Source organism: Arthrobacter sorbitolis, from assembly GCF_054510995.1.
This window is the reverse complement of record NZ_JBTNDM010000012.1, coordinates 1-20,756: the sequence shown is the minus strand read 5'-3', so window position 1 is coordinate 20,756 and position 20,756 is coordinate 1. Positions and strand designations below refer to the sequence as shown.

Genomic DNA, 20,756 nt, shown 5'->3' with positions numbered 1-20,756 from the left:
CACGCCGACCGACACCGCGCCGACCGACACCGCGCCGACCGACACCGTGACGACCGACACCGTGACGACCGATACCGCGCCGACCCCGGGCGGCGTGGACGCGCTGACGGGCGTCGCCTCCGGTGCCGAGTGGCTCGCCCGGTACGACGGGGCGCTGATGGGCGTGTTCGGCACGCCGCAGCGGGTCCTCGTGCGCGGCTCGGGCTGCACCGTGGAGGACGCGGACGGCAACCGGTACCTCGACCTGCTCGGTGGCATCGCCGTGAACGCCCTGGGTCATGCGCACCCCTTCGTCACCTCGGTCATCGCGAGCCAGCTGGCCACCCTCGGCCACATCTCCAACTTCTTCACGAGCCCCGCGCAGGTGGCCCTCGCCGAGAAATTGCTGGAGCTCTCCGCGGCGCCCGTCGGGTCGCGCGTGTTCTTCACCAACTCCGGCGCCGAGGCGCTCGAGGCCGCCGTGAAACTCGCACGACGCAACAGCACGCCGGGGCGCTCCCGTATCCTCGCGCTCGACGGCGCTTTCCACGGCAGGACGATGGGCGCCCTGGCCCTGACGTCGAAGAAGGCCTACCGGGAGCCGTTCGAACCTCTGCCGGGCGGCGTCGAGCATCTCCCGTTCGACGACCTCGACGCACTGCACGCCGCCATGGACGGATCCGTCGCCGCCCTCGTCATCGAACCCATCCAGGGAGAAGCCGGCGTCCGCCCGCTGTCCCCGGAGTACCTGCGCGCCGCCCGCGACCTGACCCGCGAGCACGGTGCCCTGCTGATCCTCGACGAGGTGCAGACGGGCGTCGCGCGGACGGGCCGATGGTTCGCCCACCAGTGGGTCGGCGGCGTCGTCCCGGACGCGATGACGCTCGCCAAGGGTCTCGGGGGCGGCTTCCCGGTGGGCGCCCTCGTCACGTTCGGCGAGGACGTCTCGACGCTCATCACGGCCGGCCAGCACGGCACCACCTTCGGCGGCAATCCCGTCGCGGCGGCGGCAGGACTCGCGACCCTCCACACGCTCGAGTCGTCCGGTGCGCTGCAGCACGTGGCCGGCCTGGGCGCGTACCTGCGGGAGCACCTCGCCGCCGTGCAGGGCGTCACGGCCGTGCGCGGGAGCGGCCTGCTCATCGGGTTCGACCTCGACGGCGCCTACGCTCCCGCCGCGGTGCAGGCCGCCCTCTCCGCAGGATTCATCATCAACGCGACGGGCCCCGGCACCATCCGGCTCGCCCCGCCGCTGATCCTCACGCAGGGTCAGGCCGCGACGTTCCTCGACGCCCTGCCCGCCATCCTCACGACTGCCCGCACCAGCGCCACGGAGGCAACAGCATGACGCGCCACTTCCTCGTCGACACGGACCTCTCGCCCGCCGAGCAGGCCGAGGTCCTCGATCTCGCCGCCGAACTCAAGGCCGGCCCCTACTCCCACGCACCCTACGCCGGGGAGGGAGCGGGCCGCCGGACCGTCGCCGTGATCTTCGACAAGACCTCCACGCGCACCCGCGTGTCCTTCGCCGCCGGCATCGCTGACCTCGGCGGCGTGCCGCTCATCATCGGGGCGGGCGACTCGCAACTGGGGCACAAGGAGTCCATCACCGACACCGCCAAGGTCCTCGAGCGGATGGTCGCCACCATCGTCTGGCGCACCTACGCCCAGGCGGGTCTCGAGGAGATGGCGGCGGCGTCCAGCGTCCCGGTCATCAACGCCCTCTCGGACGACTACCACCCGTGCCAGCTCCTCGCCGACCTGCTCACCATCCGCGAGCACAAGGGCACTCTCGCCGGGCTGACGCTGACCTACCTGGGCGACAGCGCCAACAACATGGCCAACTCCTACCTCCTCGCCGGTGCCACCGCCGGCATGCACGTCCGCATCGCGGGCCCGGACGGGTACCTCCCCGACCCGGCCGTGGTAGCCGCGGCGGAGGAGCGCGCCGCGGGCACCGGTGGTTCGGTCCTGGTGACCACGGACGCCGCCGTCGCGCTCGCAGGTGCCGACGTCGTCGCCACGGACACGTGGGTGTCCATGGGCCAGGAGGACGAGAAGGCCGCCCGGCAGGACCTCTTCCGCGCCTACGCGGTCGACGCGGCAGCCATGGCGCAGGCCGCCCCCGACGCCGTCGTGCTCCACTGCCTGCCCGCCTACCGCGGGTACGAGATCAGCGCGGACGTCATCGACGGCCCGCAGTCCCTGGTCTGGGACGAGGCGGAGAACCGGCTGCATGCCCAGAAGGCGCTGATGACCTGGCTCGTCGCACGGTCGGGGACACCGGGGACACCGGGGACGCAGTCGTGACCGTCCAGCGCGATTCCGCCCGGCCGACCACGAAGACCTCCCGGCTCGCCCGCATCACCGACCTGCTCACGGCCCGGTCCGTGCGCTCGCAGGTCGAGCTCGCCGCACTCCTCGCCGCGGACGGCGTGCAGGTGAACCAGGGGACGCTCTCCCGCGACCTGGTCGAGCTCGGCGTGGTCCGGGTGCGCGGGGCCGACGGCGCGCTGATCTACGCGGTGCCGGTGGAGGGCGGCGGACGGCACGTGCACAGCGGCGTCTCCCAGGAGATCCTCGATGCGCGGCTCGCCAAGCTGTGCAACGAGCTGCTCGTGACGGCGGAGTCCTCGGGGAACATCGTCATCCTGCGCACGCCGCCGGGGGCGGCGAACTTCCTCGCCCTGGCCATCGACCACTCGGTGATGCCCTCGATCCTCGGGACCATCGCGGGCGACGACACCGTCATGCTCGTGAGTCGCGATCCCGCCGGGGGAGCGGCCGTCGCCGAACGGTTCCTCGGACTCGCGCAGGAGCCGCAGGGACCCGCCGAGCCGTCCTGACCCCGCGCCGCTACGCCGGGCCTGCGCCGGCGGCCGCGGCATGAAAGCCTGAACACCTACAGACCCCACGGGCGCCCGCCCGGACAATCGAAGGAGCACATCCCGTGACAGAACGCATCGTCCTCGCCTACTCAGGCGGACTGGACACCTCCGTCGCCATCGGCTGGATCGCCGAAGCCACCGGGGCCGAGGTGATCGCCGTGGCGGTCGACGTCGGACAGGGCGGGGAGTCGCTCGAGACCATCCGCCAGCGCGCACTGGGTTGCGGTGCCGTTGAGGCCTACGTCGCCGACGCCCGCGAGGAGTTCGCCACCGACTACTGCATGCCGGCCCTGAAGACGAACGCGCTCTACATGGACGCGTACCCGCTCGTCTCGGCCCTGTCGCGTCCCGTCATCGTCAAGCACCTCGTCGCCGCGGCGCGGGAGTTCGGCGCGACGACGGTGTCCCACGGCTGCACGGGCAAGGGCAACGACCAGGTCCGTTTCGAGGTGGGCATCCAGACCCTCGGCCCGGACCTCAAGTGCATCGCCCCAGTCCGCGACCTCGCCCTCACCCGCGACAAGGCCATCGCCTTCGCCGAGGAGAAGGGCCTGCCGATCGAGACCACCAAGAAGAACCCGTTCTCCATCGACCAGAACGTCTGGGGCCGTGCGGTCGAGACCGGCTTCCTCGAGGACATTTGGAACGGTCCCACCAAGGACGTCTACGACTACACGGCGTCACCCGAGTTCCCGCCCGCCGCGGACGAGGTGACCATCTCCTTCAAGGAGGGCATCCCCGTGGCGATCGACGGCAACGCCGTCACGCCGCTGCAGGCCATCGAGGAGCTCAACCGCCGCGCAGGCGCCCAGGGCATCGGCCGCATCGACATCGTCGAGGACCGCCTCGTCGGCATCAAGAGCCGCGAGATCTACGAGGCGCCCGGTGCGATGGCCCTCATCGCCGCGCACCGCGAACTCGAGAACGTGACCATCGAGCGCGAGCAGGCCCGCTTCAAGAAGACCGTCGACCAGCGCTGGACCGAACTGGTCTACGACGGCCAGTGGTTCTCGCCGCTGAAGCGCTCGCTGGACACCTTCGTCGACGACACGCAGAAGTACGTCACGGGCGACATCCGCATGGATCTCCACGGCGGTCGCGCCACCGTGACGGGCCGCCGCTCCGATGTCGCGCTCTACGACTTCAACCTCGCCACGTACGACTCCGGCGACACCTTCGACCAGTCCATGGCCCGCGGCTTCATCGAGATCTTCGGCCTGTCCTCCAAGGTCGCCTCGAGCCGCGACCAGCGGGCGGGCGCCTGATGGCCCCAGAGCACGGGGGGCGCCCGGTGGGCCCGGGGACGAACGAGGGTTCGCTGTGGGGCGGTCGGTTCGCTGGCGGCCCCGCGGACGCCCTCGCGGCGCTGAGCAAGTCGACACACTTCGACTGGCGCCTCGCGACGTACGACCTCGAGGGATCCCGCGCCCACGCCCGGGTGCTCCACCGGGCGGGCCTGCTCGACGACGCCGAACTCGCCGGCATGACCGACGCGCTGGACCGACTCGATGCCGATGTGCGGTCGGGCGCCTACCTGCCGGCCGACAGCGACGAGGACGTGCACGGCTCGCTGGAGCGGGGCCTCATCGAGCGTGCCGGCCCCGCCCTCGGCGGGAAGCTGCGCGCCGGCCGGTCGCGCAACGACCAGGTGGCCACGCTCGGGCGCATGTACCTCAGGGACCACGCCCGGATCATCGCCGGCGGGGTCCTCGCCACGATCGGGGCGCTCGTCGCCCAGGCGGAGGCGCACCTCGAGGTCCCGATGCCCGGGCGGACACACCTGCAGCACGCGCAGCCGGTGCTGCTGAGCCACCACCTCCTGGCCCATGCCTGGGCCCTGCTGCGCGACGTCCAGCGCCTGCGGGACTGGGACAGTCGCGCAGCGGTCTCGCCCTACGGGTCCGGTGCCCTCGCGGGATCGTCCCTCGGGCTCGACCCCGAGGCCGTGGCCGCGGACCTCGGGTTCTCGTCCGCGACGCACAACTCCATCGACGGCACCGCCTCACGGGACGTCTACGCGGAGTTCGCGTGGGTGACGGCGATGATCGGCGTCGATCTCTCCCGCGTGAGCGAGGAGATCATCATCTGGGCCACGAAGGAGTTCTCCTTCATCACGCTCGACGACGCGTTCTCCACCGGCTCGTCGATCATGCCGCAGAAGAAGAACCCGGATGTCGCCGAACTCGCACGCGGCAAGGCGGGCCGGCTGATCGGCGACCTGACGGGTCTGCTGGCGACGCTCAAGGGCATGCCGCTGGCCTACAACCGGGATCTCCAGGAGGACAAGGAACCCGTGTTCGACGCCGTCGACACGCTCGAGGTGCTCCTGCCGGCGGTGTCCGGCATGATCGCGACGCTCGTCTTCAACACCGGGCGCATGGCGGCGCTCGCCCCCCAGGGCTTCGCGCTGGCCACGGACATCGCCGAATGGCTCGTCCGCCAGGGCGTCCCGTTCCGCGACGCCCACGAGCTCTCCGGCGCGGCCGTGCGCATCGCCGAGCAGCGCGGCGTCGAGCTGTGGGACCTGACGGACGAGGAGTTCGCGGGCATCTCGGCGCACCTCACGCCGGCGGTCCGGGAGGTCCTGACGGTCGAGGGCTCGCTCGCCAGCCGTGACGCGCAGGGCGGCACCGCTCCGGCCGCCGTCCGGCGCCAGCTCGCCGCTCTGCGGGTGGAACTCGAGGACATCGCAGGGTACGCGGGTTCCTGACCCGGACGCGGGGGGGGGTACCCCTCCAGAGACACCCCGCAGCGGCGTCCCGGAACGGTCCGCCACGGTGACCGGTGCCGGTCCGATACGCCTGCCGCGAAGTCCTTTGACACTCCCGGAGGCCCGGCGCAGTGTGTGTGCATGCAGCCCACCGAGCAGCGCGCCACGCTCCGCGAGTTCTTCCCCTATCTGCGGGGGCACGTGCGTGTCCTCGTCCTGGTCGCCGTCGTCTCCCTGATCTCGACCGGGCTGGCGATCGCACAGCCCCTCATGGTCCAGCAGCTCGTCAACGCGGTGTCGGCCAGCCGCCCGGCCACGGTGTTCATCTGGCTCCTCGTCGCCATCACCCTCGGCGGTGCCGTCTTCGGTGCCGCCCAGTCCTACCTCCTGCAGCGCACGGCCGAGTCGGTGGTCCTCGGTGTCCGCCGGTCCCTGGTCGGCCAGTTGCTGGCCCTGCCGATCCGGGAGTTCGACCGGCGCAGGGTCGGCGACCTCATGTCGCGCGTCGGCTCCGACACCACGCTGATGCGCAGCGTCATCACCTCGGGCCTGTTCGAGATCGTCTCGTCCGTCCTGATGTTCTTCGCCGCCGTCGTGCTGATGGTGCTCATCGATCCGCTGCTCTTCGGCATCACGCTGTCCGCCGTCGTGCTCGGCGCAGGAGGCGTGCTGTTCCTCGGGCGCCTCATCCGCAAGCGCAGCCGGGACGTGCAGGACGCCGTCGGATTCATGACGGCCGCCGTCGAGCGGGGCCTCTCCGGCATCCGCACCATCAAGGCCTCGGTCGCGGAGCAGCGCGAAGCCGCCGTGATCGACGTCGAAGCCACGAAGGCCTACCGCGCCGGCATCGCCATGGCCCGCCTCCAGGCCGCGGTCCAGCCCATCATGTCCATCTGCATCCAGGGCGCCTTCATCGTGGTGCTCGCCGTCGGCGGCATCCGCGTCGCCGCCGGGGAACTGCTGCTGGGCGACCTCATCGCGTTCATCCTCTACCTGTTCCTGCTCGTGATGCCGATCGGCTCGGCCATGAGCGCCTTCGTGCAGATCCAGTCCGGGCTCGCCGCCCTGGACCGCATCCAGGAGATCGCGCGGCTGGAGCCCGAGCGGTCGGACGAGGAACAGCCCGCCCCTGCGGAGCAGGTCGCCGAGCCGGAGCCGATCACCGGACCGGTCCCCGTGGCGGTCCCCGCACCGTACCTCGCGCGCACCGCCGCACCTGCGGGCGCGAGCGGCGCGATCGAGCTCCGCGACGTCAGTTTCCGCTACGCGGTGGCGGACGGGGCCCCCGGAGCATCGGCCGTGCCGGCCTCCGACGGCCTCACCGAGGTCTCCGTGTCACCGCACCGGCAGGGTCCGCCGTCCCCGGACCCGCTGCGGGTCCTTGAGCCCTTCGACGGCTACCCCCTGGTCCTGGACGGCGTGAGCTTCTCCGTCCCCGCCGGCAGCAGGACGGCGCTCGTCGGGCCGTCGGGCGCCGGCAAGTCCACGGTGCTGGCCCTCCTCGAACGGTTCTACGAGCCGACGGGCGGCAGCATCACCCTCGGCGGCACGGCGCTGTCCCGGATGCCGCGGTCCGAGCTCCGGTCACGCATCGGCCTGGTGGAGCAGGAAGCGCCCGTCCTCAGCGGGACCCTCGCGGACAACCTCCGGCTGGCGGCCCCCGACGCGACCGACGAGCAGCTCCGGCGTGTGCTCGCCGCCGTCGGGCTCGACGAGCTCGGCGAGCGGTCCGACGACGGCCTGGATCTGAACCTGGGGGAGGACGGCATCCGCCTCTCCGGCGGGCAGCGGCAGCGGCTCGCCTGGGCGCGGGTGGTCCTCGCCGACCGCCCCGTCCTGCTGATGGACGAGCCGACGTCCGCCGTGGACTCCCGCACCGAGCAGCTCCTCCAGCGGACGCTGGGGGAGGCGTCGCGGGACCGGACGGTCATCGTCGTCGCCCACCGCCTGTCGACGATCGCCGACTTCGACCAGATCGTCGTCCTCGACCAGGGGCGCGTGGAGTCCATCGGCACGCACGAGGAGCTCCTCGGGAGCAGCGACCTCTACCGTGACATGGCCGCCCGCCAGCGACTCGTGGCGCACGCCTGAGCGGTCATACCACCGGAGCCCGCCCGGCCTCGCGGTCGAGCAGACGCTGCTTCACGGGGAGACCCCACCGGAAGCCGCCGAGCGTCCCGTCCGTGCGGATGATCCTGTGGCACGGCACGAAGAGCGCCGCGGCGTTCTTCGCGCACGCCGCCGCGGCGGCGCGGACAGCCGCAGGGTTGCCGGCCCGCTCGGCATACTGCAGGTACGTGACCGGTGCCCCCGGCGTGACGGCGCGGAGGACCTCCCACGCATGCACCCGGAAGGGACCGGAGGCCTGCCGGACCCGGACCGTCGCGATGGCGTCGAAGTCGCCGTCGTAGTAGCGGGAGACGGCGTCGAGGATCGGCCGGACGGACGAAGCTGCAGGATCGAAACCCACCGCCCGGATGCTCGGATGGATCTGCCCGGTGAGCTCGGAGGCGAGCTCGGTCCATCCCGACGACAGCACTGCGCCCTCCGCCTCGATGAGGGTGAAGGCGCCGTCGGGCGTATCGACGGTCGTGGTGGTGGCGCCGCGCAGTGCGGCGGGTGGGGCGAGTGTTGCTGTCATGGGGACATCCCTTCAGTGGTCACAGGGTAGACGGAACGGGATCAGGCGACGACATCGAGCGGTTCGACGGCGTCCGCCCGGACGGGGCGGAGGGCGACCGCCCTCCAGAGGTGCAGGGTCGCGTACGAGCGCCACGGGCGCACCATCGTCATCGCGTCGTCGAGCGCGGAAGCGGACGGAGCGGAGGGGCGTGCCGCGCTCTCCACCGGGGGGCCGCCCCGGCTCACGATCCGCCACCCTGCGCGGACGGCGGCGTCGGTCGGCAGGTACGTATCGGGGTGCCCGAGGACGCGCATGGTGACGTAGTCGGCGGTCCGGCATCCCACGCCGGGGAGGCGCAGCAGATCGGCGCGCAGCGCCTCGGGGCGGGCGCCGATGCCGATGTCGAGGATTCCCTCCGCCACCCGGCCCACCGCGGTCCGCAGTGCGTCGTCCCCGTGTCGCGGCCCGCGCAGGAGCGGCTCGGGTGCTGCCGCGAGGTCCTGCGCGGACGGGAACATCCTCGACAGGGTGGTGCCCGGGAGGTCGATGGCCGGGCCCGCGTGCGCGAGGCGGACCAGGGTGGCCGCGGCCGCAGCGACCGGCTGCCGGCCGACGATCGCCCGCACGAGTGTCTCGTGGGGATCCACCGACCCCGGAAGGCGCAGGCCGGGTACGGACGCGGCGAGTCGCGCGAAGTGCGCGTTCCGGCCGAGGGCCGTGTCGATGGCCACCGGGTCGGCGTCGAGGTCGAACAGGCGCCGGATCCGGCCGAGGAGGGCCGGCAGGTCACCGAGCCCGGCAACCGAGACCGTCACGGGAAGGGCCGCCTGCCCCGGGCCGCGGGGTACTGCCGCCTCCGCCCTGAACCAGGCCGAGCCCGCCGGCAGGTGGAGGAGCCGCTCGTAGCTCGACCCGGTCGCCTGCTCGACCCCCTCCACGGCCTGCGCGGCGAGGAACCGGAAGATCCCGTTGTCGTAGGGGAGTCGCGTGGGCAGGAACAGCGGGATCCGCAGGGGACCGCCCGGGGCAGCCTCCTCGCCGGTCCCCTCGCGGGGCCGCCGCGAGGCTTCCCGGAGTTGTCCGGGCGTGAGGTCGAAGACCTGCTGGACGGTGTCGTTGAACTGGCGGATGCTGCCGAAGCCTGCGGCGAAGGCCACATCGGCGAACCGCAGGGTCGATGCCGTGAGCAGCGTCCGCGCCGTCTGGGCGCGGTGGGCGCGGGCCAGGGCGAGGGCCCCCGCCCCCAGTTCCTCCCTGAGGATGCGGTTGAGGTGGCGGGTCGAGTAGCCCAGCCGGGCCGCGAGGCCGGCCACTCCCGTCCTGTCCACCTCGCCGTCGGCGATGAGGCGCATCGCGCGGGCAGCGGCATCGCTGCGCAGGTTCCACTCGGGGTCCCCGGGCACCGCCTCGGGAAGGCACCGCTTGCAGGCGCGGTAGCCGGCCTCGTGCGCGGCGGCCGACGTGCGGTAGAAGGTGACGTTGGTGGGCTTCGGCGTGCGGGCGGGGCAGGAGGGCCGGCAGTAGATACCGGTGCTCGAGACGGCGGTGACGAACTGCCCGTCGAAGCGCACGTCGCGGGCGTCGATCGCCCTGTACTGCTGCCAGAAGTCCATACCGTCATCCTCCCACCCGGCAACGGCGCGAACTAGCGGGTTTCGGACACCGCTGCGCGTCCCGCGCGGACGGCCTTGCTACGGTCGGGACGTGGGTGAGCAGAGCGGGACGGCAGCGGACGTACGGGGCAGGCTGGGCGGCAGCGCCCTCGACGTGGCCCCCTGGCTCCTCGGGGGGTACCTGACCCATGCCGACGACGACGGCGAGGTGACCGTGCGCATCTCCGAGGTGGAGGCCTACCTCGGCCCCGACGACCCCGGCTCGCACGCGTTCCGCGGGAAGACCGCGCGCAATGCCACCATGTTCGGTCCCCCCGGCCACCTCTACGTGTACTTCACCTACGGCATGCACTACTGCGCCAACGTCGTGTGCGGGACCGACGGATGGGCCACGGGTCTGCTGCTGCGGGCCGGGGAGATCGTCGAGGGGGTGGACCTCGCCCGCGAACGGCGGTCCCGTCCGGCCACCGACCTCGACCTCGCCAGGGGCCCGGCGCGGCTCGCCCAGGCCCTGGGCCTGGACCGCCGCTTCGACGGTGCCGACGCACTCGCGCACCCCTTCCGGCTCGTCCTCCCGGAGACGCCCCCGGCCGACCTCGGCCGGGGCCCCCGCGTGGGGGTGAGCGGCGTCGCCGGGACCGCGCAGTACCCGTGGCGCTTCTGGCTGCCCGGCGACCCGACGGTCTCGCGCTACCGTCCCGGCAAGCCCGCCGCAGCACGTAGTGTTGATCCGTGACAATCAGCGGAGCGGATGCCGGCACCCCGGCCACAGGACCAGGCACGACCGGATCAGCAGCCGACGCCGCGGACGCCATCGACCGCCTGTGCGCCGTCGTCCCCGACTTCCCGTCGCCCGGCATCCTGTTCCGCGACCTCACACCCGTCTTCTCCGACGCGGCTGCCTTCCGAACCGTCGTCGACGCCGTCTCGGAGCCCTTCGCGGGATCGTTCGACGCCGTCGCCGGTGTGGAGGCCAGGGGCTTCCTCCTCGCCGCCGCCGTGGGCTACGCGACCGGCACCGGCGTCGTCACCGTGCGGAAGGCGGGCAAACTGCCCCGTGCGGTGTACAGCGAGTCCTACGACCTCGAGTACGGACAGGCGACGCTCGAGATCCACCGGTCCGACCTCCCTGCAGGGGCACGCGTCCTGGTGCTCGACGACGTCCTCGCCACGGGCGGAACGCTCGTCGCCGCATGCGCGTTGCTCGAAAGGGCAGGAGCCGTCGTCGTGGGCTGCGGCGTGGTCCTCGAGCTGGGTGATCTGGGCGGCCGCGACACCCTGGCCGGCCGGAACATCCACGCGCTGAAGACCGTGTAGCGACGCGCTAGACTTGACGGTCCGTCTTTGAAGGAAGGTAGTGTCCGATGCACGAGACGTCCCACGCCAGGGCCGAGCTGGACCACGAGCGCCGCTACGTCGACGGCCTGTACCGCCGCCTCGACGAACTCCGTGCCGAGAAGGTCGAGCAGCTCGCGGAGGTCCGGCGCACGCAGGCTGCCGGCTCCCACCAGAACCGGTCGGAGCGGGACGCCTTCGCCACGATGTACGAGGACCGCCTCGCCCAGCTGAACGCCGTCGACGACCGGCTCGTCTTCGGGCGCCTGGACCTCGACACCGGCGACGAACGGTATATCGGCCGCATCGGGCTCTCCGACGACGACCTCCGGCAGCTCATGGTGGACTGGCGCGCCCCGGAGGCGGGTACCTTCTACCAGGCCACCGCCTTCGAACGCATGGGCGTCCGCCGACGCCGCCACCTCATCCTGTCCCGCCGCGACGTCGTCGCCATCGAGGACGACGTCCTGGACGCGGACCTGCTCGGCGACGACGACTCCCTGCAGGGCGAGGGCGCCCTCCTCGCGGCGCTGAACTCGCGCCGCACCGGCCAGATGTCGGACATCGTCGGCACCATCCAGGCCGAGCAGGACCGCATCATCAGGGCCCCGCTGCCCGGGGTCACGGTCGTCCAGGGCGGCCCGGGGACCGGCAAGACGGCCGTCGCACTCCACCGCGCCGCCTACCTCCTCTACACCCACCGGGATCGGCTCAAGTCCGCCGGTGTCCTCCTGGTCGGGCCCACGGACGCCTTCATGAAGTACATCGAGCGCGTGCTGCCGTCCCTCGGCGAGACCGGCGTCGTCATGGCCGGCATCGGCACCCTGATGCCCGGAGTGTCGACGGTGCAGGAGGCGAGCGAGGAGGCTGCGGCCATCAAGGGCCGCCTGGAGATGGCCCGGGTCATCCGCGACGCGGTCGCCAACCGGGAGCGTGTGCCGGCCGAGAACAAGCGCCTCAACGTCGAGGGCACCCTGCTGACGCTCACCCCACGGCAGGTGGCCCGCGCCCGCGACAGGGCACGTGCAACCGGCAAGCCCCACAACGAGGCACGCGTCACGTTCGTCAAGATCCTGCTCCGAGAGCTGACCGAGCAGTTGCTGGACAAGCTGGAGGAGTCCTCGGGCGGCGGGAACAACGCCGACCGTTCCTACCTCGCCGAGGACGTCCGGAGCTCCCGCGACGTGAGGATCGCCCTCAACCTCGCCTGGATGCCGCTCACCCCGCAGAAGCTGGTTTCGGAGCTCTTCGCGCGCCCCGACCTGCTGCGCGCAGCCGCACCGGACTTCTCGGAGGCGGAGGTCGCCGCCCTGACCCGGCCCGTGGACGCGCCCTGGACCGAGGCCGACGTCCCCCTGCTCGACGAGGCCGCCGAACTCCTGGGAGAGCTCGACGCGTCCGCGGGCCGGGACGGTTCCGCCCGGGAGCAGGAGCAGAAGCGGGACCTCGCCAACGCGGAGCGGGCGCTCGAGAACGTGAACGCATCTCTCGAGGACGCAGGGGTGGACGGCGTGCTCACGGCCGAGGACCTCGCCCAGCACAACGCCGTGGCGGTGACCCGCCTGTCCGCGGCGGAACGCGCGTCCGGGGACCGCACCTGGGCCTACGGCCACATCGTCGTGGACGAGGCGCAGGAGCTGTCGCCCATGCAGTGGCGCCTCCTGATGCGCCGCTGCCCGCTGAAGTCGTTCACCATCGTCGGGGACATCGCCCAGACGAGTTCCGCGGCAGGCTCCAGGTCCTGGCAGCAGGCGCTCGAGCCGTTCGTGGGGGAGCGCTGGCAGCTGGAGGAGCTGACGGTCAACTACCGCACCCCCTCGCAGATCGCGGAGGCCGCGGTGCGGATGGCCAACGCTGCGGGACTCGTCGTCTCCGCGCCGAAGGCCGTGCGCGAGGGCCGGTTCCCTCCGGTCCTCGACACCGTGCAGGATCTCGTACCGTCCCTCGTGCGGGCGATGCCCGAGGAACTGGCCGCGATCGACGGCGGGCTGCTCGCCGTCATCGCGCCCGAGCACCTGGTGTCCGACGTCCGCGCGGCCCTGGCTCCGGACTACGGCAGCCGCGTGGGCTCCGGTGCGGGCGGCCCCGGCCAGGACATCGTCGTGATCGGCCCGCGCGAGTCGAAGGGCCTGGAGTTCGACGGCGTCGTCATCCTCGAACCGCAGGAGATGCTCGACTCGGCGACGGCGCGCGTGGGCGACCTGTACGTCGCGATGACCCGCCCCACGCAGCGCCTCCGTGTCATCTCCAGCGGCCGGATTCCTGCAGGTATCGCCGGCTGATAATTTGGAGGGGTGTCCCAGCGAACAGATACCCCGGTCAGTGGCCTCGACGGCCAGCGCAACGATCCCTCGTTCGGCAACGTCTACGACGAGCTGGTGTGGCGCGGGCTGATCCACGTGTCCACCGACGAGGGGGAGCTCAGGGAGCTGCTGGCGGGTGCACCGATCACGTTCTACTGCGGCTTCGATCCCACGGCGCCCAGCCTGCATCTCGGCAACCTCGTCCAGCTCCTCACCATGCGCCGGCTGCAGCTCGCCGGGCATCGGCCCCTCGCCCTGGTGGGCGGGTCCACGGGCCTGGTCGGTGACCCGCGCCCGACGGCGGAGCGCACCATGAACACCAAGGAGACCGTCGCCGAATGGGTCGGCTACCTCCAGGGGCAGGTCCAGAAGTTCCTCGACTTCGAGGGCGGCAGTGCCGCCCGGATGGTGAACAACCTCGACTGGACCGGGCCGATGAGCGTCATCGACTTCCTGCGTGACGTCGGCAAGTACTTCCGCGTGGGCACGATGATCAAGAAGGAGACCGTCGCCAAGCGCCTCAACTCGGACGAGGGCATCAGCTACACGGAATTCAGCTACCAGATCCTGCAGGGCATGGACTACCTCCAGCTGTTCCGCGACCACGGCTGCGTCCTCCAGACCGGCGGCTCCGACCAGTGGGGCAACCTCACCAGCGGCACGGACCTGGTGCGGAAGGTGGAGGGCGCGGGCGTCCATGCCATCGGCACGCCCCTCATCACGAACTCGGACGGCACCAAGTTCGGCAAGAGCGAGGGCAACGCGATCTGGCTCGACGCCGCGATGACGAGTCCGTACGCCATGTTCCAGTTCTGGCTCAACACGTCCGACGCCGACGTCGCCGAGCGCCTGCGCATCTTCACCTTCCGCAGCCGCGAGGAGATCGAGGAGCTCGAGCGGGCGACGGCGGAGCGACCGCAGCAGAGGGCGGCGCAACGCGCGCTGGCCTATGACGTCACCTCACTCGTCCACGGAGCCGACGCGACGGAGAAGGTCATCGCCGCCTCCGCCGCGCTCTTCGGGCAGGGAGACCTCACCGCCCTCGACCTCGCGACCCTGGAGGCCGCGACGGCGGAACTGGACTCGGTCACCGTCACGAAGGACGGGCTGGGCATCGTGGACCTGCTGGTCGCCTCGGGCCTGTCGGCGAGCAACTCCGCAGCCCGGCGCACGGTCGCGGAAGGTGGTGCGTACGTCAACAACGCGAAGATCGCCGATGCCGACCACACCGTGGGCAACTCCGATCTGCTCCACGGGCGCTACCTGCTCGTCCGCCGGGGCAAGCGCAACCTGGCCATGGTCGACGTCGGCTGACGCCCTGCCTCCGCCGCGACGAGAGCCGGCACCCCGCGGTGCCGGCTCTCGTCGTCCGCCCGGTGCATCGCCCTCGAGGGGTGGGTGGCGGGGTTGATTTGGTGTTGGTGGTGTGGGGTCGTATAGTTATGGAGTTGCCCAGGTGTGGGTGACAATCCCCCCTTGTTGATCAGGTTCGAAGTTGTTCCGGCGTGTGCTGTGCATGGTGTCGGGATGGGCTTCTGATCTGGTGTCGGTTGTGTGGGTCTGTTGTTTGGTCGTGGTGCCGGGTTCTGCCTGGTGGTGCGGTTGGGAGCGGGTTTGCGGGATCGGGTGGGTGGGGGTAGGCTTGGAAAGTTGCTTCGGAGCGAGGACATGATGGTTTGGTCGTGTTTGGTGCCGGTAGCTCCTGTTGTTTGAGAACTCAATAGTGTGCCAAGTTTGTTGATACCGATTGTTTTTTGATTGGTTGAATTGGCTGGTTGCCGCATGTTGTGTGGTGGCTGGTTTTTTTGGCTGGTTTCGAATTTTGTGCAGTGGGGTGTCCCGTTTTCCCGGGGTGCCTTGTTGTGTCTGTGAATCATTTACGGAGAGTTTGATCCTGGCTCAGGATGAACGCTGGCGGCGTGCTTAACACATGCAAGTCGAACGATGAACCTCACTTGTGGGGGGATTAGTGGCGAACGGGTGAGTAACACGTGAGTAACCTGCCCTTGACTCTGGGATAAGCCTGGGAAACCGGGTCTAATACTGGATACGACCTTCTGGCGCATGCCATGTTGGTGGAAAGCTTTTGTGGTTTTGGATGGACTCGCGGCCTATCAGCTTGTTGGTGGGGTAATGGCCTACCAAGGCGACGACGGGTAGCCGGCCTGAGAGGGTGACCGGCCACACTGGGACTGAGACACGGCCCAGACTCCTACGGGAGGCAGCAGTGGGGAATATTGCACAATGGGCGCAAGCCTGATGCAGCGACGCCGCGTGAGGGATGAAGGCCTTCGGGTTGTAAACCTCTTTCAGTAGGGAAGAAGCCGCTCTTTCGGGGGTGGTGACGGTACCTGCAGAAGAAGCGCCGGCTAACTACGTGCCAGCAGCCGCGGTAATACGTAGGGCGCAAGCGTTATCCGGAATTATTGGGCGTAAAGAGCTCGTAGGCGGTTTGTCGCGTCTGCCGTGAAAGTCCGGGGCTTAACCCCGGATCTGCGGTGGGTACGGGCAGACTAGAGTGCAGTAGGGGAGACTGGAATTCCTGGTGTAGCGGTGAAATGCGCAGATATCAGGAGGAACACCGATGGCGAAGGCAGGTCTCTGGGCTGTAACTGACGCTGAGGAGCGAAAGCATGGGGAGCGAACAGGATTAGATACCCTGGTAGTCCATGCCGTAAACGTTGGGCACTAGGTGTGGGGGACATTCCACGTTTTCCGCGCCGTAGCTAACGCATTAAGTGCCCCGCCTGGGGAGTACGGCCGCAAGGCTAAAACTCAAAGGAATTGACGGGGGCCCGCACAAGCGGCGGAGCATGCGGATTAATTCGATGCAACGCGAAGAACCTTACCAAGGCTTGACATGAACCGGAATGATGCAGAGATGTGTCAGCCACTTGTGGCCGGTTTACAGGTGGTGCATGGTTGTCGTCAGCTCGTGTCGTGAGATGTTGGGTTAAGTCCCGCAACGAGCGCAACCCTCGTTCCATGTTGCCAGCGGGTTATGCCGGGGACTCATGGGAGACTGCCGGGGTCAACTCGGAGGAAGGTGGGGACGACGTCAAATCATCATGCCCCTTATGTCTTGGGCTTCACGCATGCTACAATGGCCGGTACAAAGGGTTGCGATACTGTGAGGTGGAGCTAATCCCAAAAAGCCGGTCTCAGTTCGGATTGAGGTCTGCAACTCGACCTCATGAAGTTGGAGTCGCTAGTAATCGCAGATCAGCAACGCTGCGGTGAATACGTTCCCGGGCCTTGTACACACCGCCCGTCAAGTCACGAAAGTTGGTAACACCCGAAGCCGGTGGCCTAACCCCTTGTGGGAGGGAGCCGTCGAAGGTGGGACCGGCGATTGGGACTAAGTCGTAACAAGGTAGCCGTACCGGAAGGTGCGGCTGGATCACCTCCTTTCTAAGGAGCGCCTCGGGCTTTCCTTGTCCGGTCTCTGTGCCGGGTGTGGGGGTTCGCAGGAGTCAGCCCATAGCGCGGGCGTTTGTTCCGCGGTGGGTGCTCATGGGTGGAATATCGATGAATAGGTGCCTGGTGGTGCCTGCCGGCTGGTGAGTACGTTCCCTTCGGGGTTCTGGAAAGCGTGTTGTTGGTGGGGGTTACCGGGTTTTACTGTTTGGCACACTGTTGGGTCCTGAGATAACAGGGCTTCATGTTCTGTGCTGGTTGTGCTGGTCCCTGGTGGGGGTTGGAGGGGGGTGCCTGTTGTGGGTGTCCTCGTCCGGTGTCCCTGCAAAGGGGTTCGGTGTGGCTGGTGGCAGGGGTGGGGTTCGTTGTTTCTGGTTTTCCCGTGCATGCTTCGTCTGTCCCTTTGTCGGGGTGGGTGGGGGTGTGACGGGGTTGTTGGTTGAGAACTGCATAGTGGACGCGAGCATCTTAAAAAGAAGCAATTTCTAAGAATAATCTGGTTCCGATCTTCGGGTCGGGCCTGGTTTTCTCGATATGTTTTTGATCTTAGTGGTCAAGTTTTTAAGGGCACACGGTGGATGCCTTGGCATCAGGAGCCGAAGAAGGACGTGGGAATCTGCGATAAGCCTGGGGGAGTTGATAACCGAACTTTGATCCCAGGATGTCCGAATGGGGAAACCCCGCCCGGCGCGCGAGTGACCGGGTGACCCGTATCTGAACACATAGGGTACGTGGAGGGAACGTGGGGAAGTGAAACATCTCAGTACCCACAGGAAGAGAAAACAATAGTGATTCCGTCAGTAGTGGCGAGCGAACGCGGATCAGGCTAAACCAGTGGTGTGTGATAGCCGGCGGGCGTTGCATCACTGGGGTTGTGGGACTTTCCGTTCCAGTTCTGCCGGACTGGTGAAATGAGTGCGTGCGTATAGGTGAACGGGTTTGAAAGCCCGGCCGAAGAGGGTGTTAGTCCCGTAACCGTAATGCGTGACGCCGTTTGGAGAGGATCCCAAGTAGCACGGGGCCCGAGAAATCCCGTGCGAATCTGCCAGGACCACCTGGTAAGCCTAAATACTCCCTGATGACCGATAGCGGACCAGTACCGTGAGGGAAAGGTGAAAAGTACCCCGGGAGGGGAGTGAAATAGTACCTGAAACCGTGTGCCTACAAACCGTCGGAGCAGACTTGTTTCTGTGACGGCGTGCCTTTTGAAGAATGAGCCTGCGAGTTAGTGTTACGTCGCGAGGTTAACCCGTGTGGGGAAGCCGTAGCGAAAGCGAGTCTGAATAGGGCGAGTGAGTGGCGTGATCTAGACCCGAAGCGAAGTGATCTACCCATGGCCAGGTTGAAGCGACGGTAAGACGTCGTGGAGGACCGAACCCACTTCAGTTGAAAATGGAGGGGATGAGCTGTGGGTAGGGGTGAAAGGCCAATCAAACTTCGTGATAGCTGGTTCTCCCCGAAATGCATTTAGGTGCAGCGTTGCGTGTTTCTTATCGGAGGTAGAGCTACTGGATGGCTAATGGGCCCTACAAGGTTACTGACGTCAGCCAAACTCCGAATGCCGGTAAGTGAGAGCGCAGCAGTGAGACTGTGGGGGATAAGCTTCATAGTCGAGAGGGAAACAGCCCAGACCACCAACTAAGGCCCCTAAGCGTGTGCTAAGTGGGAAAGGATGTGGAGTTGCCCAGACAACCAGGAGGTTGGCTTAGAAGCAGCCACCCTTGAAAGAGTGCGTAATAGCTCACTGGTCAAGTGATTCCGCGCCGACAATGTAGCGGGGCTCAAGTACACCGCCGAAGTTGTGGCATTCACATAGATCCCAAGCCGGAGACTTGTTCTCTTGGTTCAAGGATGTGGATGGGTAGGGGAGCGTCGTGTGGGCAGTGAAGTCGCGGTGTAAACCAGCGGTGGAGCCTACACGAGTGAGAATGCAGGCATGAGTAGCGAAAGACGGGTGAGAAACCCGTCCGCCGAATGATCAAGGGTTCCAGGGTCAAGCTAATCTGCCCTGGGTAAGTCGGGACCTAAGGCGAGGCCGACAGGCGTAGTCGATGGACAACGGGTTGATATTCCCGTACCGGCGAAGAACCGCCCATACTGATCGAGGGATACTAACCGCCAGAAGCATGACCGCCCACCCTTGTGGTGACGTGGTTTTTTGTGGATCGCGGGACCTGATCTCGGGAGGTAAGCGTATTAACAGGTGTGACGCAGGAAGGTAGCCGAGCCGGGCGATGGTAGTCCCGGTCTAAGGATGTAGGGCGAACCATAGGCAAATCCGTGGTTCTGGTTTCGATACCGTGCTTGAGATCTGATGGGACCCCCGTCAAGGGGGGATTTGGTGATCCTATGCTGCCGAGAAAAGCATCGACGCGAGGTTCCAGCCGCCCGTACCCCAAACCGACACAGGTGATCAGGTAGAGAATACTAAGGCGATCGAGAGAATTATGGTTAAGGAACTCGGCAAAATGCCCCCGTAACTTCGGGAGAAGGGGGGCCCCAACTGTGAAGGCGACTAGCTCGCCGGAGCGGATCGGGGCCGCAGAGACCAGGGGGAAGCGACTGTTTACTAAAAACACAGGTCCGTGCGAAGTCGCAAGACGATGTATACGGACTGACTCCTGCCCGGTGCTGGAAGGTTAAGAGGACCGGTTAGTTTCACGCTTGCGTGGGACGAAGCTGGGAATTTAAGCCCCAGTAAACGGCGGTGGTAACTATAACCATCCTAAGGTAGCGAAATTCCTTGTCGGGTAAGTTCCGACCTGCACGAATGGAGTAACGACTTCCCCGCTGTCTCAACCATAAACTCGGCGAAATTGCAGTACGAGTAAAGATGCTCGTTACGCGCAGCAGGACGGAAAGACCCCGAGACCTTCACTATAGTTTGGTATTGGTGTTCGGTGTGGCTTGTGTAGGATAGGTGGGAGACTGTGAAGCGTGGACGCCAGTTCACGTGGAGTCATCGTTGAAATACCACTCTGGTCACTCTGGATATCTAACTTCGGCCCGTAATCCGGGTCAGGGACAGTGCCTGATGGGTAGTTTAACTGGGGCGGTTGCCTCCTAAAAAGTAACGGAGGCGCCCAAAGGTTCCCTCAGCCTGGTTGGCAATCAGGTGGCGAGTGTAAGTGCACAAGGGAGCTTGACTGCGAGAGAGACATCTCAAGCAGGGACGAAAGTCGGGACTAGTGATCCGGCGGCACATTGTGGAATGGCCGTCGCTCAACGGATAAAAGGTACCTCGGGGATAACAGGCTGATCTTGCCCAAGAGTCCATATCGACGGCATGGTTTGGCACCTCGATGTCGGCTCGTCGCATCCTGGGGCTGGAGTAGGTCCCAAGGGTTGGGCTGTTCGCCCATTAAAGCGGTACGCGAGCTGGGTTTAGAACGTCGTGAGACAGTTCGGTCCCTATCCGCTGCGCGCGCAGGAAATTTGAGAAGGGCTGTCCTTAGTACGAGAGGACCGGGACGGACGAACCTCTGGTGTGTCAGTTGTACTGCCAAGTGCACCGCTGATTAGCTACGTTCGGATGGGATAACCGCTGAAAGCATCTAAGCGGGAAGCCTGCTTCAAGATGAGATTTCCATACACCTCGAGTGTGAGAGGCCCCCAGCCAGACCACTGGGTTGATAGGCCGGACGTGGAAGCAGGGACTAACGACCTGTGAAGCTGACCGGTACTAATAAGCCGATAACTTACACCACACACCCACCCCACGACAGGGACGGTGAACCAGCACCACCGACCGGACCATCCTGGCAACAGGACCCCGACCGGTGACCGCCGGCCACCACCACCTCGCCGTGACACGGGGAAGTGAAGATCACACATGCTACGCGTCCACTATGCGGTTCCCAACCAACAACCAGGGAAACCACCACCCCC

Annotated in this window: 12 protein-coding genes and 2 rRNA genes; 12 read left to right on the top strand and 2 right to left on the bottom strand. The window is 67.4% G+C overall.

Features of this window, described 5'->3' with window-relative positions:
• Positions 1 to 61 precede the first annotated feature (61 nt).
• From ACX80K_RS15545 to ACX80K_RS15520, 6 genes are all read left to right on the top strand, one after another.
• Positions 62 to 1,327, top strand: coding sequence for an acetylornithine transaminase (locus ACX80K_RS15545; RefSeq protein ID WP_459272850.1), 1,266 nt, complete (start codon positions 62 to 64; stop codon positions 1,325 to 1,327).
• Entirely contained in the window at positions 1,324 to 2,289 is a 966-nt protein-coding gene (gene argF / locus ACX80K_RS15540) for an ornithine carbamoyltransferase (protein ID WP_459272801.1), read from the top strand. The genes ACX80K_RS15545 and argF overlap by 4 nt, the downstream gene beginning before the upstream one ends.
• Positions 2,286 to 2,825 (top strand): arginine repressor, encoded by a 540-nt coding sequence (locus ACX80K_RS15535; protein WP_459272800.1) that lies wholly within the window; start codon positions 2,286 to 2,288, stop codon positions 2,823 to 2,825. The genes argF and ACX80K_RS15535 overlap by 4 nt, the downstream gene beginning before the upstream one ends.
• 104 nt (positions 2,826 to 2,929) lie before the next feature.
• Positions 2,930 to 4,132: an argininosuccinate synthase gene (locus ACX80K_RS15530; protein WP_459272799.1), complete on the top strand. Its 1,203-nt coding sequence runs from the start codon at positions 2,930 to 2,932 to the stop codon at positions 4,130 to 4,132.
• On the top strand, positions 4,132 to 5,577 hold the full coding sequence (argH, locus tag ACX80K_RS15525; protein WP_459272798.1) for an argininosuccinate lyase: 1,446 nt from the start codon (positions 4,132 to 4,134) through the stop codon (positions 5,575 to 5,577). The genes ACX80K_RS15530 and argH overlap by 1 nt, the downstream gene beginning before the upstream one ends.
• 141 nt (positions 5,578 to 5,718) lie before the next feature.
• Positions 5,719 to 7,668 (top strand): ABC transporter ATP-binding protein, encoded by a 1,950-nt coding sequence (locus ACX80K_RS15520; RefSeq protein ID WP_459272797.1) that lies wholly within the window; start codon positions 5,719 to 5,721, stop codon positions 7,666 to 7,668.
• A 4-nt stretch (positions 7,669 to 7,672) separates the two neighbouring features.
• Here the strand turns inward: ACX80K_RS15520 and ACX80K_RS15515 are convergent, their stop codons facing one another.
• Both ACX80K_RS15515 and ACX80K_RS15510 read right to left on the bottom strand, forming a co-directional pair.
• Positions 7,673 to 8,218, bottom strand: a complete 546-nt coding sequence (locus tag ACX80K_RS15515) for a methylated-DNA--[protein]-cysteine S-methyltransferase (RefSeq protein WP_459272796.1) — start codon at positions 8,216 to 8,218, stop codon at positions 7,673 to 7,675.
• 41 nt (positions 8,219 to 8,259) lie between these two features.
• Positions 8,260 to 9,813, bottom strand: coding sequence for a DNA-3-methyladenine glycosylase 2 family protein (locus ACX80K_RS15510; protein WP_459272794.1), 1,554 nt, complete (start codon positions 9,811 to 9,813; stop codon positions 8,260 to 8,262).
• A 91-nt stretch (positions 9,814 to 9,904) separates the two neighbouring features.
• Here ACX80K_RS15510 and ACX80K_RS15505 point away from each other — a divergent pair, with 91 nt between their 5' ends.
• The 6 genes from ACX80K_RS15505 to ACX80K_RS15480 all read left to right on the top strand — a co-directional run bounded on the left by ACX80K_RS15505 (position 9,905) and on the right by ACX80K_RS15480 (position 20,575).
• Positions 9,905 to 10,549, top strand: a complete 645-nt coding sequence (locus tag ACX80K_RS15505) for a DNA-3-methyladenine glycosylase (RefSeq protein ID WP_459272793.1) — start codon at positions 9,905 to 9,907, stop codon at positions 10,547 to 10,549.
• 2 nt (positions 10,550 to 10,551) lie between these two features.
• Positions 10,552 to 11,130, top strand: coding sequence for an adenine phosphoribosyltransferase (locus tag ACX80K_RS15500; RefSeq protein WP_459272849.1), 579 nt, complete (start codon positions 10,552 to 10,554; stop codon positions 11,128 to 11,130).
• A 47-nt stretch (positions 11,131 to 11,177) separates the two neighbouring features.
• A complete protein-coding gene (locus tag ACX80K_RS15495) occupies positions 11,178 to 13,430 on the top strand; it encodes a HelD family protein (RefSeq protein WP_459272792.1) in 2,253 nt (750 codons plus the stop codon).
• A 12-nt stretch (positions 13,431 to 13,442) separates the two neighbouring features.
• On the top strand, positions 13,443 to 14,765 hold the full coding sequence (tyrS, locus tag ACX80K_RS15490; protein ID WP_459272791.1) for a tyrosine--tRNA ligase: 1,323 nt from the start codon (positions 13,443 to 13,445) through the stop codon (positions 14,763 to 14,765).
• A gap of 562 nt (positions 14,766 to 15,327) precedes the next feature.
• Positions 15,328 to 16,862 (top strand): 16S ribosomal RNA (locus tag ACX80K_RS15485).
• Between the two features lie 557 nt (positions 16,863 to 17,419).
• Positions 17,420 to 20,575, top strand: a 23S ribosomal RNA gene (locus tag ACX80K_RS15480).
• The 16S and 23S rRNA genes sit together here, the layout of an rRNA operon.
• Positions 20,576 to 20,756: the final 181 nt, after the last annotated feature.